Origin of the sequence: Bacillus sp. FSL K6-2971 (assembly GCF_038006405.1) — a bacterium.
Taxonomy (GTDB): Bacteria; Bacillota; Bacilli; order Bacillales; family Bacillaceae; genus Bacillus; species Bacillus pumilus.
Window position 1 is genome coordinate 2,624,440 of record NZ_JBBOVD010000001.1, and the last position, 14,324, is coordinate 2,638,763.

A 14,324-nucleotide genomic window follows, 5' to 3' on the forward strand; every position below is an offset into this window, starting at 1 on the left:
AAAAAGAATGATTACGATTTATACAACAAAAAGAAAATGGCTTTTGCCATTTTCTCTGTCCATACATACATTTCATTATATAAAAGAAAGATTAAAAAGTAAAATAAAAGCTAATGAATGGCTGTTTTGAACTTACCGCCTTTTGTTTCATGCGTATCCATAATCGTAATAAATGCTTGACTATCAATTTCAAATACAATGGATTTTAGCTTTGTGATTTCAAGTCTTGTGACAACGGCGTAGATGACATCTTTTTCTTCATCTGTATAACCGCCTTTCCCTCTCAGCTTTGTCGTTCCCCTGCCAAGTCGATGAAGAATCGCATCTGAAATCTCATCATAATAATCTGACACGATAATGACAGCTTTTGTTTCATCAAGCCCTTGAATGACAGCATCAATTGTTTTCATTGCCAAATAATATGTCATAACAGAATACATAGCCTGCTCTGGTCCGAAGACAAAGCCTGCCCAAATAAAAATGAACACATTGACGATCATGACAAACTCACCGACGGAGAATGGAATTTTTTTCGTTAGCAGAATGCCTAAGATCTCTGTTCCATCCATTGAACCTCCATTACGAATGACAAGTCCAACACCAAAACCAAGTAATAGCCCGCCAAATACAGTGGCTAAGATCGGCTGATTTGTAAATGCCTCTACATGATGAAGTGAAGATTCAATCACGGCTAAGCTGACAATCCCAATTACTGTGGAAACCAGAAAGGTTTTCCCAATATGTTTGTATCCTGATATCATAAATGGAATATTCAAAATGACAACAATCGTCGCAAAATTGATGAATGGGTTATCTGTAAAGAGATAATCCAAAATAAGCGAAATGCCGATGATGCCTCCATCGATAATATTGTTTGGCACTAAAAATAATTCAATGCTGACTGCTGCGCATGTAGCTCCTACTAGAATTAGGAAAATTCTAAATATAAAATGAGGCACTGATTCCTTTCTATGCTGTTTACTATTTGCCATACGGTCTCCCCTCTACACATCTTAAATTTTCAATGAACATTTTATTCACTTTACTATTTTATCATTTCACAGGGTAAAATAAAATTTTTTGCACATTTTCCGTTTTCGCCCATACATTGTTACAGAGGGGAGGAATGGAATTGATTTTAATTCAAAAAATTGTCCTGCAACGGCTCAATCAGATCACAGCAAATGATCTGTTAAGGTATGCGAAGCAGTATGGTGTCAGTTTAACGTCAAATCAAGCTGCTGAGGTGGCCAAACTCATGAATGGGAAAAACGTCAATATTTTTAATGATGCAGAGCGTAGCCGGCTTCTTAAGCAAGTAGAAGCGATTACATCTAAACAGACAGCTCAGACTGTCAATGATCTGTTTAATCAGTTTACAAGTTAAGCAAAAAAGGGCCGCATTTAGCGGCACCTCATGATGTTGTATGCTTTTTACTGATCTTTAATTTTATCTAGTAAGCCTTCGTCAAATTGCTTTTCTTTTAGCATCGCAATTTCGAATTTGTAAGGTGGCTTTTTGTTCTTTTTATCTTCACCTACATAAGGCGTTTCTAAGATTTTGGGCACATCTTGAAGCTGCGGATGATGCACAATATTGTTCAGTGCATCGAAGCCAATTTCACCAAAGCCGATATTTTCATGTCGGTCTTTTCTTGCGCCTTGTACGTTTTTACTGTCATTAATATGAAGAACCTTGATTCGGTCAATACCGACGATTCGATCAAATTCTTCTAACACCCCATCAAAGTCAGTCACAATCGGGTAACCAGCATCGTGTGTGTGACACGTATCAAAGCAGACAGAAAGTGCTTCGTTATGTGTCACTCCGTCGATAATTTGGGCAAGCTCTTCAAAGCTTCTTCCGCACTCTGATCCTTTGCCAGCCATTGTTTCAAGTGCAATTTGAACCTTTTGCCCTTTTACGATGACTTCGTTTAAACCTTCGATGATTTTTTGGATTCCTGCTTCTGGTCCTGCTCCGACATGTGCACCTGGGTGGAGAACAATCTGCCTCGCACCTAGCGCTTCTGTACGTTCAATCTCAGAGCGAAGGAAGTCCACACCAAGCTCAAACGTCGCTGGATTGACGGTGTTCCCAATATTAATAATATACGGTGCATGTACGACGATATCTGTCATACCATGCTCTTTCATATGCGCTTGTCCAGCTTCAATATTGAGATCTTCAATTTTTTTACGGCGCGTATTTTGCGGTGCACCAGTATAAATCATAAACGTATTCGAACCATAAGAGGCAGCTTCTTGACTCGCTGCAAGAAGCATATGTTTTCCGCTCATGGATACATGTGAACCAATCTTCAACAATGTTTCCCCCTACTTTCCATTACGCTTTGACTTTCTACGTTCCTGTCTTTTGATTTTGTCCATCTCACGTGTCATTTTCTTTTTATATCCAGGTTTGACGGCTTTCGGTTTTCTCACAAGACGCTTTGCTTTTTCCTCAATTTCATTAGGTGCTTTTTTACGTCTTTGACGCTTCAAGCGGTCATCTGCATCTCGCCATTCGCCATGAACAATGGTTTTGTTTTCAAACACAACGCCCATTTTCTCGATTTGAATGAGTGCATCCTCATCAGCAAGCTCATAAATAGTCATCGCAATTCCAGATGAACCAGCTCGAGCTGTTCTACCAACACGGTGAACATAAAAATCAAGATCAGATGGAAGTTCATAGTTGATCACATGGCTGACGCCTTTAATATCAATTCCGCGGGCTGCAAGATCAGATGCCACAATATAAGTGAACTCTAAATCATCAATTTGTTTCATCACTTTTTTACGTTCGCGCGGCGTTAATCCGCCATGAAGCACTCCAACTTTCATTCCTTTTTCTTGTAGGAATGATGCGATTTCATCGACGGTTGTTTTTGTATTGGCAAAAATGATACCTAAATAAGGCTGTACATTCGTCACCATTTCATGAAGCAATTTTAGCTTGTCACGCTGTTTAGATGGGACTAAAATATGCTGAATGTTTTCAGCTGTAATTCGTTTTGGTTCAACATGGGCATATTTAGGATTGTCCATATATTTTTTCAGGAACGGCTTTAGTTTTTCTGGAATCGTTGCTGAGAACACAAGCATTTGCAGCTGTTCTGGCATTTGTGAACCAATACGGTCCACATCTTCTAAAAATCCCATATCCAGCATTAAATCCGCTTCATCAATGACAAGAGATGTCGCTTTGTAAACGTTCAGCGCCTGCTCATGAATGAGGTCAGCAATACGTCCAGGTGTGCCGACAACCAAATGCGGCTGGTTTTTTAGCTTTTGAATGGATTTCTGCTTGTCCGTTCCACCAATGTAAAGCTTTGCTTTAATCTCTTCTTCTGGAGAGGCCTTCTTTAAGATTGTTTGGGCTTCTTTGAAAATTTGATTGGCTAATTCTCTTGTAGGTGCAGTAATCACAACTTGTACTTGCTCTTTGCTCGGATCAATTGAATGAATAAGCGGCAATAAGTACGCGTGGGTTTTTCCTGTTCCTGTTTGTGATTGACCAATCACGCTTTCTCCTTTTAACACAGCAGGGATGATTCTTTTTTGAATATCAGTTGGCTCATAAAAGCCCAGTTCATGAATAGCATCTATAATAAAAGACTTTAATTCATATGTCGTAAATTTTGTTTCGTTCATGTTTTCACTCCTTAAGGCAATGCCTTTTTGCTCATCTCCTCATTATAGCTGATTTTCAGCAAAAAAACCATGTCCGCTTTTCTTACAGGAAACCAATTGATGCTTCCTTGCATAACCTATGAAGAGAAAGAGAATGCAGTAAGGGAGGTACAAGTATGTTAGGGCAAAGGCCTATGGGCGATTTTCAGCCGCACCGTCCCTCACGCCGGCATCTTGGAAATGGCGGACAGCCCGGAATTTTTCAAAGGAGGCAGCAGGCTCCTATCGAACAGCCTTTTCAAGGGCAAGGCAATCAATTTCAGCAAATGATGCCTCGCTCCCCGTCTGTACAGGGAGGCGGTGTACGCGGAATGGGCGGAATTCCAGGAGGCGAAAGCCGTGCACTAGGCGGCGGAGCAGGAATGAAAGGCATGCTCGCTAAATTTCTTCCTGGCGCAGGGGGAGCAGGGGTTTCTGGAGGTGGTGCGGGATTACAAGGAATCCAGAGCTTTGCAAATCCTGCAACCCTTTCAAGCATGTTGGGAAATGTTCAAAAGGTGCTCGGAATGGCGCAGCAATTTACGCCAATGATTCAGCAATACGGTCCTTTAGTCAGAAATTTGCCTGCGATGATTAAGCTGTACAGCCAGCTTGGCAGTGCAGATGATGATGAAACAAGTACAGATGAAGAACCTAAAGAAATTGGCGAGGAAACAGAAGTGCAAAAAGAAGTTGCATCAGGAGATGATGAAATAGAAGAAAACGAAGAACCAGAGGACATCCTCGTCAAAAAAGCAGCTCCTCACACATCACCTGCTCCTGAAGCAAAACCGAAAAAAAGACCTGGCAGCTCTGTTCCAAAACTATATGTCTAGTGATCTTTTAACGGCAAAGTGTCCCCTGCGTATAACAATCTTTGATATATACGCTTACTTTGGCTATAATGGAAGCTAGAGAATGATAAAAAGCCGTTTTTTCACGGCTTTTTATATTGTTCTTCTCTAGCAGCACTTCCCTACAGGAGGACGAATAAATGAATGTAATTAAAATTTCGCCGCGTGGCTATTGCTATGGCGTTGTAGATGCAATGGTCATTGCTAAAAATGCCGCACTTGATAAAAACTTGCCACGCCCAATTTATATATTAGGTATGATTGTGCACAACAAGCACGTGACAGATGCCTTCGAAGAAGATGGGATCTACACACTGGACGGACCAAACCGCTTAGACATTTTAAAGCAGGTTGAAAGCGGAACAGTTATTTTCACTGCTCACGGCGTTTCACCTGAGGTTCGTCAAATTGCAGAAGAAAAAGGTCTTGTCGCCATTGATGCAACCTGTCCCGATGTAACGAAAACACATGAACTCATTTCAGAGAAAACAGCCGTTGGGTATGACATTATTTATATCGGAAAAAAAGGTCATCCTGAGCCAGAGGGAGCTGTCGGAGTAGCCCCTGACAAGGTGCATCTTGTCGAATCAGAAGCGGACATTGAGGCGCTCGATTTAACATCAGATAAATTGCTTATCACCAATCAGACGACGATGTCTCAGTGGGATGTCCACGATCTGATGGAGCTCATAAAAGAGAAATATCCTCACGTCGAGTACCACCAAGAAATTTGTCTTGCGACACAAGTACGTCAGGAAGCTGTATCTCAGCAAGCTGGTCAAGCCGATCTTACCATTGTTGTCGGCGATCCAAAAAGTAATAACTCCAATCGTCTGGCACAAGTGTCAATGGAGATTGCTGGAACGCAGGCTTACCGTATTGGTGACCTAAGTGAGCTCAAGCTGGAGTGGCTGCAAGGCGTAAATACCGTTGCCATTACTGCTGGCGCTTCTACACCAACCCCTATTACAAAAGAAGTTATCCGTTTCTTAGAAAACTACGAGCCGGATGATGAATCAACTTGGAAAATTGAACGATCGGTTCCTCTTTCGAAAATACTACCACGCGTGAAAACAAAGAAATAAAAAAACGTCAGAGCTTCTATGGGACTGACCCCCGTTTTTGAGACAGGGATCAAAACACCTTTATACAGCCAATTGCCGATAGTTTATCGGTGATTGGTTGTTTAGTTTCGTTTGAATACGAATGTTGTTATAATAATAAATGTATTCTTTGACAGTGCGTTCTACGATGCTGGTCGTAGTGCGGTCAATCCTGTTAAGATAGAACGTTTCAGACTTTAGTGAGGAATGAAACGATTCGATGGAGGCATTATCAGCGGGCGTCCCTTTACGGGACATGCTCATGGTAATGCCTTTTATATGAACAGCTTTCTGATACTCGTAAGATGTATACACAGAACCTTGATCGCTATGTAACACGCAATTCTCAGGCAGTGCTGGGAGCTGATTAAGTGTGTTTAAGATAAAGTCTGTGTCCTGCTTATCACCAATCGTAAAAGCAATCACTTCTCCATTATATAAATCCAATATACTGGAAAGGTACAATTGTTTCTGTCCATAAGGCAAATACGTGATGTCCGTTACTAGTTTTTCAAGAGGGCGATCAGACTGAAAGTTCCGATCCAGTATATTACCGGCCACGGCATAGGGCTGCCCATTCTTCTTACGCTTTTTCATTTTAACCCGGCATTGCCACTGGTTTTTCTGCATGATACGTTGAACAGTTTTATGGTTAATACGCATTCTCCTTTTTAGTATGGCTGTGATTTTTCGATAACCATATCGATATTTGTGCTTTCGGCACAACGTGCCGACCTGTTTCTCTAGTTGTCTTTTAGAATGATTCTGAGTCAGATCCTTTTTCCATCTATAATACGAAGTACGTAAGATGCCTAAATGGACACAGATGTCCTGTACCGTCATCGTTTTGCACAATTCTTCTACCAGTTTGATTGACGTTTCCTTATCAACTTCCTTTCCAATTCGTTGTACTTTTTTAAAACTTCATTCTGTTGACTCAAATAGCGATTTTCTGCCTGCAGTCTCTCTAATTCGGAAGAGTACTCGGGACCCTTTCCATAGGTATATTGTTTTCCAACAGGCTGTTCGAACCGGTGTGTATCCCCAGCCTTATGCCACCTCACCCATGTCTGAACCTGCGTCTTATTCTTGATATTCAATTTCTGCATGATCTCTTTCATAGGTACGCCTGCCAATCTCATTTCTACAGCCTTCTGTTTGACTTCAACCGGATAACTCACTCTTGTCCCCATAGAAAAAACACCTCCATGTTTTATTTCGGATCACAACGATCTTTTTTCAAACTTGAAGGTGTTTTTTATTTGTCTCATCTTATGGGGTCAGTCCCCTATGCTCTGACGTTTTTTGTTTACATAAATTGAAATGGATTTGTGTTTGATTCAGAAACAAAGAGCTGTACATCATACTTTTTCTCTGAACATAACGATTGAAGCTTCGCCTTTACGCCCTCTTTCATAATTTTTTCTGCATAATGCCCTGGGTCCACTACGTTCAGCCCGAGCATCATAGCATCATGGGCGACATGGAAATAAAGATCCCCTGTCACATACACATCAGCACCCATTCTTTTTGCTTGGTGAATGTATTTATTTCCGTCTCCGCCAAGCACAGCTACTTTTTTCACAACAGCGTCCTGATCACCTACAAAGCGAGCACCATTTACATCCAGCTTCGTCTTCACAAATCGCGCGAAGTCCCCAAGGGTCATAGGCTCTCTTAGCTCCCCTATACGGCCAAGCCCTTTTTGAATAGGAGGAAGGTCTGTCGTGTGTACACTATAAGCGACTTCTTCATAAGGATGTGCTTTGATCATTTCACGAATCACTTGTTTTTCAATACTTGCCGGAAAAATGGTTTCAATCCGTACTTCTTTAACAAATTCCAATTGACCGGTCTTACCAATGAACGGGTCCGCATCTTCTGATGGCAAAAAGCTGCCTGTCCCTTCATTTGAAAACACGCAATGGCTGTAGTTGCCAATATGGCCGGCGCCCGCATTTCCTAAAGCTGTACGGATGGCTTCCTCAAATTCCTGCGGGACATAGAGGGCAAGCTGTTTGATTTGATCTTCATATGTCGGGACTAACACTCTTGTTTCTTCAAGCTCTAAAGCCTCCGCAAGCAAGTCATTAACTCCTCCATCAGCCACATCTAAATTCGTATGTGCCACATATACTGCAATATCATGTTTGATGCATTTCTCAATGATCCGTCCAGCTGGCTGATCTGTCGCCACATGTTTTAACGGACGGAAGATTGGCGGATGGTGAGCAATAATGAGATCCACATTTTTTCCGATCGCCTCATCTACCACATTCTCTAGTACATCTAAGGTGATCATGACATTGTTTACCTTTTTATTTAACGTCCCAATTTGGAGACCGATTTTGTCACCTTCTATGGCATATGCCTTTGGTGAAAATTGTTCAAATAATTGGATGATTTCATGTCCGTTTACTGTTTTAGCCAACAGTCAAAACCTCCTTTAGAATCTTTATTTTTACATGCAGCTCTTCAAGGCGATCCTTGTTCTCTTCTGTTCGCGCTGCCTGCTGGATTTGACTTTCTATCTTCTCCATATGCTGAAGTTCTTGCATCCACTTGCGCCGGAAGACATCATTTTGCTCTTTCGCAAGAAACGGACCAACTAGCATGCCTGTTTCAATTGACATCCCTTCATAGGCTTTATCTTTGTCGCCTTTTTCGGCGATCATAATTTCGTATATTTTGCCATCCTCTTCTAAAATGACTTCATCCATCAATTCATACCCCTCTTGATAGAGCCATAAACGAATGTGGTGAGCATGGATATTTGGCTGAAGAATAAGCCTTTCATGGCCTGTGAGCTTATGCTTGCCGTCATTTAAAATGCTTGCGATGAGTGCTCCGCCCATACCTGCAATCGTTACAGCATTCACTTCGCCCTTTTCAATGGCTTCAAGACCATTTCCTTTTCTGACCGAAATCTTGTCATCTAATTCAAGTCTATGTACTTGCTGCTTCGCTGATTGAAGCGGTCCTTCTGTAATTTCACCAGCAATTGCTTTTACTGCTTTTTGATGCAGGATCGCATAGCACGGCAAATAGGCATGATCTGAGCCGATATCAGCAAAGACAGCCTCATGTGGTAAAAAGTCTGCGACTCTTTTTAATCGTTTTGATAAATTCATTTCATTCATACGTATCACTACTTTTCTTTTATGTTCATTCTTGTCTATCTTATATAAATTAAAAGTCGTTTTCAAATGAAAAAAAGCTCTTCTGATGAAAAAGAGCTTTTTGTGTAAGATTATTTAATTTTAGACACCCATTCCGCCATTTCATCGAGCTTTTCATTTGGAATCAGCCCGCCTGGCATCCCATTGCCGCCTTCTTGAATTTTCTTCTTGATGTCGGCCACTTCAAGCTTGTCTCCAACACCTTTTAATGCAGGACCTGCACCGCCTTCATAGTTTTCCCCGTGACAACTCAGACAGTTTTGTTTATACAATTCTTCCGGCGTCGCATTTGCTGTTTCTTCTTGCTTTTGCTCCTCGCCTCCAGAGGCGATTTTGTCTTCATCTTTCAGCCCCTTCATTGATAAGAAAAAAGTGAGTCCAATCCCTAAAATGGCAATCAATAAAAATGGTATAAGTGGATTCCGTTTCATTTCTTTCATCCTCCCCTTTGTGAAAACCCCTTTAAGACTATACAAACAATTCTAATTCTACTTTAATTTTACAAAAAGTAAACGAATTATGATACAAAACTTTGGTCAAGTTCACAGATTAGACAAAAATGATGCAAAGATGAGAAATGAAGCCTTCAGCACATTTTGATGTATTTTTTATACATCTTTTCTCTAAGAACGTTGCAAATTCATTATTTATTCAGTAAAATATAATCAGATTGAAAAAAGCGTTTTCATTTTTGATGAAGAAAGAACGGATCTCTTTCAAGATCCGTCCAGTTTCTACTCTAAGAAGTCTTTTAATCGTTTACTTCTGCTTGGGTGTCTTAATTTACGCAGAGCTTTCGCTTCAATTTGGCGGATACGCTCTCTTGTGACGCCGAACACCTTTCCAACCTCTTCTAACGTACGTGTTCTTCCGTCATCTAGTCCGAAACGTAGTCTCAGTACATTTTCTTCACGGTCCGTTAGCGTGTCTAATACATCTTCAAGCTGCTCTTTCAACAATTCGTATGCAGCATGGTCAGATGGAGATGTCGCCTCTTGGTCTTCAATAAAATCACCAAGGTGCGAGTCATCTTCTTCACCAATAGGTGTTTCTAAAGATACAGGCTCTTGCGCAATTTTAAGAATTTCTCTAACCTTTTCTGGCGTTAAATCCATGTCTTCAGCAATTTCCTCTGGCGTTGGTTCTCTGCCTAGGTCTTGCAGAAGCTGTCTTTGAACACGGATCAATTTATTAATGGTTTCCACCATATGAACCGGGATCCTGATTGTTCTTGCCTGATCGGCAATCGCACGCGTGATCGCCTGTCTAATCCACCAAGTCGCATATGTTGAGAATTTGTATCCTTTGCGGTAATCAAACTTCTCAACTGCCTTCATAAGACCCATGTTTCCTTCTTGAATCAAGTCTAGGAACAGCATACCACGACCGACGTAGCGTTTCGCGATGCTGACAACGAGACGAAGGTTTGCTTCCGCTAATCTTCTTTTTGATTCCTCATCGCCTTCTTCGATCTTTTGAGCATACGTAATTTCTTCTTTAGCAGATAACAAATTGACGCGTCCGATTTCTTTTAAGTACATACGAACAGGATCATTAATTTTGACACCCGGTGGTACGCTTAAATCATTCAGGTCAAATTCTTCTTCTGCTTTAGCCAGCTGCTGAACATTTGGGTCTTCTGTCTCTTCGTTTTCACTAATGAGCTCTACACCCTGTTCGCCTAAGTATTCATAGTATTCATCCATTTGGTCTGATTCAATTTCAAAGCTAGACATACGCTCTGCAATTTCTTCGTATGTTAAAACGCCCCGTTTTTTACCCGTTTCAGTGAGCTTATCTCTCACCTGTTCAAAGGTTAATTCAGTTTCGGTTTCGTGGGCTTGTTTATCAGCCATTATGGATCCCTCCTTCCAAAGCTTGCAACGAATTCTAAAGTAACTTGCGATTTGCTTCCGCCCTGCTTTTCTCTCTTTATCAAACAGATGAGCAAATAGGAATAAAATAAATAATGATGAAGGCAAGATGCTTGCGGTCTTATGCTCCTCCCGTAAAGGATTCATTGCCAGCCGTAAGTCTTGTCATAAATATTAGACGTATTACTTCAGCGAACGGTTCAACTGAATAATTTCTTTTGCAAGTGTTGCCGCTTTGAAGAAATCTTTTTGCCTCTCCGCTTCTGCACGTTCTAGTTCTTTTTCCTTTATCATTGACAAATTCCGATGATTCAACACTTTTTTTACATAATCACTTAATTCAGCTTCACTTAGTTCGTCTCCAACTTGAATCATGAATATATCCGTCAGAAGTTGATTGATGATATCATCTTCTATACGGTTCATCAGGTGCTGCGGCGTTGGTTCTTTGCCTTCTTCATACAAAGCATAAATGTACGTGGCCAGCGCCCTGTGAGAATCTATATTAAATTCAATCCCTACTCTGTCAAGTACTTTTCGGATCACGTCATCGCTTTTTAACATATGAGCAAGCAGCATTCGCTCTGCATTTTCATATGCTGGCCGCAGACGCTTTCTTCGTACCTGTGTTGACAGATGTGCACGCCGTTTTTCAAGCCCGTTTTCTTCCTGCGTGCTTTTGGCTTCTTGACGCTGCTGTTTTTCAAACAGCTCCAGTTGTTCCTTTAATGAATCAAGTGAGATCGAGAACTCTCCAGCAAGCTGTTTCATGTAAATCTCTTGTTCCAAGGAACCGTTTAATCGGCTAATTTCTCGGAGTACCTGCTTCATATAAGTAAGCCGGTCTCCTTCATCAGATAAATTCTTTCCCCTACGGAAAAAGTTCATCTTAAAAGTCATTAATGTCACACTTGCATCTATGATGTCATTCCTAAATTTCTCGCCACCATATTTACGAATGTAATCATCTGGATCAAGTCCATCTGGTATCATGGCAACGCGAACTTTACATCCTCTTTTTCCAAGCAAATCTGAAGCTTTCATGGTGGCTTCATAACCGGCCGTGTCAGAGTCATAGCAAAGGATGATCTCTTCTACGTTCCGTCTGAGAAGTTTTACGTGCTCTTCTGTTAGAGACGTACCCATTGTTGCAACACTTTCGCCGACACCTGATGTGACAGCTGAGATGACGTCAGCAAATCCTTCGAAAAGAACCGCCCGTTCGCGTTTTCGAATATGCATACGCGCGTCATGAAAGTGATAAAGCAGCTTACTTTTATGAAAAAGTGGCGTTTCAGGACTATTCATATACTTAGGCTGCTGATCACCAAGCGATCTTCCGGAAAAAGCGACGACTGTCCCATGATGATCATGAATGGGAAACATCACACGATCCCTAAAGCGGTCAAAAAAGCCTGTTCCGTTTTCACGTTGAATCAAAAGACCGGCCTTCTCCATCATCACAGGATCAAACCCTCGTTTTTCTAAAAACTTGGTCACGAAATCCCAAGAGTCAAGAGCATATCCGATCTCAAACTTGGCAATTGTTTCATCTGTAAAGCCTCTCGCCCGTAAATAATCGAGTGCGTTTTGACCTTCCTTTGTATTTACCAGCAAATGGTGGTAAAATTTCTTAAGAAGCTCATGCGCTTCAATCATTTTATGATCTGCAGTGCCCTCTTGCTGTGAGGAGCTGATCTGAGCATTTGCTACATGATCAGGCAAATCAATATGGTACTTATCAGCAACATGTGAAACGGCTTCAATAAATGAGTAGCCTTCCATTTGTCTGAGGAACGAAAATACATTACCTCCTGCACCACAGCCAAAACAATGGAAGATTTGCTTATCTGCTGAAACAGAGAATGAAGGAGTATTTTCACCATGGAATGGACAAAGACCGAAGTAATTTCGACCTTGCTTTCTAAGCTGTACGTATTCTCCAATCACTTCGACAATGTCTGCGTTTTTTTGGATTTGCTCCAAAAGTTCATCTGGTATACGTTTGCTCATCCTAATAACACTCCGTCGTACATTATTCGCCTTTTAATTCAAAAATCCTTCATGATTCGACAGGATTTTTTGTAGTTGCGTAATAAATCGCTTTTTATCCTCTTCTAAAAGCTTTTTGGGACCTTTTCCATATACACCTTTTCTTCGCTGTTTACTGGAAACATGTCTGCGTTCCAAATCAAAATCAATTGTTTCGTTCGTGTACATCCGTCCTCTTTCAGACAGTACAATGACCTGTCTTGGAAGCAGTAATGAGGCAAGACCAATGTCTTGGGTGACGACAATATCATGCGCGGCAGCTGAGTTCGCAATGACTAAATCCGCTGCTTCCTTATGTGTATCTACAAACCGCCAATCTTCAAGTGGAGATCTTTTGGTTTGAAAATGCTCATATGAAGCAATGAATGTCACAGGTATTTGAAATTGAGATGCGACAGAAAGGATTTCGTCTTTTACAGGACAAGCATCTGCATCGACATAAATCGTCCTCTCTTGTTTATGTTCATTCAGGTGACTAATTCTCCATCCCTCCACCTTATTCCTGCTTTAGAGAAGCAAAAAGACCATACTTTTCCCCCATATAGCAAACAACAGTAAAACTCATTTTATCGAAAAGTTATGTTCAGAATCACTTGACTTCTGCCAATATTAGTTTATTCGTTCTTGACTTAACTTAAACCTAAAATCAATCATTTTATCACAATTTTTTATTATAATACAAATGCAGCAAATATGCCATTGTTTTTATTTACCCGTTTCCCACCATAGGAAAAACCCAGGAGGAGCATCCTGAGTTTATTCGGAACCTCTTTTGGTCAGCATTTGATGAATGACATTTGCCGTTTCTTCAACTGCTTTATTCGATACATCAACAACTTGACAGTTAATGCGGTCCACCACTTTTTCAAAATACTCTAGCTCTTCTTTAATCCGTTCAATGTTCGCATAAATCGCGCGATCATTTAAACCTAGAGATTTCAAACGCTCTTTACGAATATGATTTAGTTTGTCTGGACTGATTTTCAGACCGATACATTTCTTTGGATCAACTGAAAATAACTCCTCTGGCGGATCTACTTCAGGAACAATTGGAACGTTTGCTACCTTCAGCCGTTTATGCGCCAAGTATTGAGATAGTGGTGTCTTAGATGTGCGTGATACACCGATGAGCACAATATCAGCCTTTAGAATGCCTCTTGGGTCTCTGCCGTCATCATACTTCACTGCGAACTCAATGGCTTCAACCTTTTTAAAATAGTCCTCATCTAATTGACGTACACGCCCCGGCTCATGTTTCGCTTCATTTCCATAAGCAGTCTCCATTTTATCGATTAGTGGTCCGATGATGTCATAATAAACGACTCCGTTTGCTTCTGCTTCATCAATTAAGAATTGACGCATTTCTGGCACAACAAGAGTAAAGCAGACGATTCCGTTATCTGCTTTCGCCAGTGAAATGACTTCTTTAATCGTACCGACATCTTCTACATATGGGATTCTTCTGATATTTGAATGGTCTGATGAGCCGCCATCAAATTGGCTAAGTGCCGCTTTGACTACGAGCTCTGCCGTTTCTCCTACTGAATCTGATACCACAAAAATTACGCGATTACTCATAACATCCCC

14 protein-coding genes are annotated in these 14,324 nt (G+C 41.0%); 3 read left to right on the forward strand and 11 right to left on the reverse strand.

Annotated elements, in window-relative coordinates:
- Positions 1-110: 110 nt before the first annotated feature.
- On the reverse strand, positions 111-992 hold the full coding sequence (locus tag MHI33_RS13985; protein ID WP_003217308.1) for a YitT family protein: 882 nt from the start codon (positions 990-992) through the stop codon (positions 111-113).
- Positions 993-1,132: 140 nt separating this feature from the next.
- On the opposite strand from MHI33_RS13985, the gene MHI33_RS13990 reads away from it, so the two are divergent.
- Entirely contained in the window at positions 1,133-1,387 is a 255-nt protein-coding gene (locus tag MHI33_RS13990; protein WP_044139399.1) for a DUF2624 domain-containing protein, read from the forward strand.
- Positions 1,388-1,434: 47 nt separating this feature from the next.
- Here MHI33_RS13990 and MHI33_RS13995 read toward each other — a convergent pair whose 3' ends face one another.
- A complete protein-coding gene (locus MHI33_RS13995) occupies positions 1,435-2,328 on the reverse strand; it encodes a deoxyribonuclease IV (RefSeq protein WP_044139400.1) in 894 nt (297 codons plus the stop codon).
- A 9-nt stretch (positions 2,329-2,337) separates the two neighbouring features.
- The gene (locus MHI33_RS14000; protein WP_065098411.1) at positions 2,338-3,657 is read right to left on the reverse strand and encodes a DEAD/DEAH box helicase; all 1,320 of its coding nucleotides are present in this window, start codon (positions 3,655-3,657) and stop codon (positions 2,338-2,340) included.
- A 155-nt stretch (positions 3,658-3,812) separates the two neighbouring features.
- Here MHI33_RS14000 and vrrA point away from each other — a divergent pair, with 155 nt between their 5' ends.
- Positions 3,813-4,511 carry a VrrA/YqfQ family protein gene (gene vrrA, locus MHI33_RS14005; RefSeq protein WP_065098412.1) on the forward strand — a complete coding sequence of 233 codons (699 nt, stop codon included), beginning with the start codon at positions 3,813-3,815 and terminating at the stop codon, positions 4,509-4,511.
- 158 nt (positions 4,512-4,669) lie between these two features.
- On the forward strand, positions 4,670-5,614 hold the full coding sequence (locus MHI33_RS14010) for a 4-hydroxy-3-methylbut-2-enyl diphosphate reductase (protein WP_044139403.1): 945 nt from the start codon (positions 4,670-4,672) through the stop codon (positions 5,612-5,614).
- A 60-nt stretch (positions 5,615-5,674) separates the two neighbouring features.
- Here the strand turns inward: MHI33_RS14010 and MHI33_RS14015 are convergent.
- The 8 genes from MHI33_RS14015 to MHI33_RS14050 all read right to left on the reverse strand — a co-directional run bounded on the left by MHI33_RS14015 (position 5,675) and on the right by MHI33_RS14050 (position 14,315).
- Positions 5,675-6,825 (reverse strand): IS3 family transposase gene (locus MHI33_RS14015; RefSeq protein ID WP_106030396.1). Its coding sequence is split into 2 segments (ribosomal slippage): positions 5,675-6,552 and positions 6,552-6,825, totalling 1,152 coding nucleotides; the frame shifts between segments, so codons are not numbered across the junction.
- 116 nt (positions 6,826-6,941) lie between these two features.
- Positions 6,942-8,063, reverse strand: a complete 1,122-nt coding sequence (locus MHI33_RS14020) for a Nif3-like dinuclear metal center hexameric protein (protein WP_065098413.1) — start codon at positions 8,061-8,063, stop codon at positions 6,942-6,944.
- The gene (locus MHI33_RS14025; protein WP_065098414.1) at positions 8,056-8,772 is read right to left on the reverse strand and encodes a tRNA (adenine(22)-N(1))-methyltransferase; all 717 of its coding nucleotides are present in this window, start codon (positions 8,770-8,772) and stop codon (positions 8,056-8,058) included. The genes MHI33_RS14020 and MHI33_RS14025 overlap by 8 nt, the downstream gene beginning before the upstream one ends.
- Positions 8,773-8,882: 110 nt before the next feature.
- The gene (gene cccA / locus MHI33_RS14030; RefSeq protein WP_044139406.1) at positions 8,883-9,242 is read right to left on the reverse strand and encodes a cytochrome c550; all 360 of its coding nucleotides are present in this window, start codon (positions 9,240-9,242) and stop codon (positions 8,883-8,885) included.
- 303 nt (positions 9,243-9,545) lie between these two features.
- Positions 9,546-10,667 carry an RNA polymerase sigma factor RpoD gene (rpoD, locus tag MHI33_RS14035; protein ID WP_008342392.1) on the reverse strand — a complete coding sequence of 374 codons (1,122 nt, stop codon included), beginning with the start codon at positions 10,665-10,667 and terminating at the stop codon, positions 9,546-9,548.
- A gap of 201 nt (positions 10,668-10,868) precedes the next feature.
- Positions 10,869-12,698, reverse strand: a complete 1,830-nt coding sequence (gene dnaG / locus MHI33_RS14040) for a DNA primase (protein ID WP_340912056.1) — start codon at positions 12,696-12,698, stop codon at positions 10,869-10,871.
- Between the two features lie 33 nt (positions 12,699-12,731).
- Positions 12,732-13,232 carry a YaiI/YqxD family protein gene (locus tag MHI33_RS14045; RefSeq protein WP_044139408.1) on the reverse strand — a complete coding sequence of 167 codons (501 nt, stop codon included), beginning with the start codon at positions 13,230-13,232 and terminating at the stop codon, positions 12,732-12,734.
- 261 nt (positions 13,233-13,493) lie between these two features.
- Positions 13,494-14,315, reverse strand: a complete 822-nt coding sequence (locus MHI33_RS14050) for a pyruvate, water dikinase regulatory protein (RefSeq protein ID WP_044139409.1) — start codon at positions 14,313-14,315, stop codon at positions 13,494-13,496.
- Positions 14,316-14,324 lie beyond the last annotated feature (9 nt).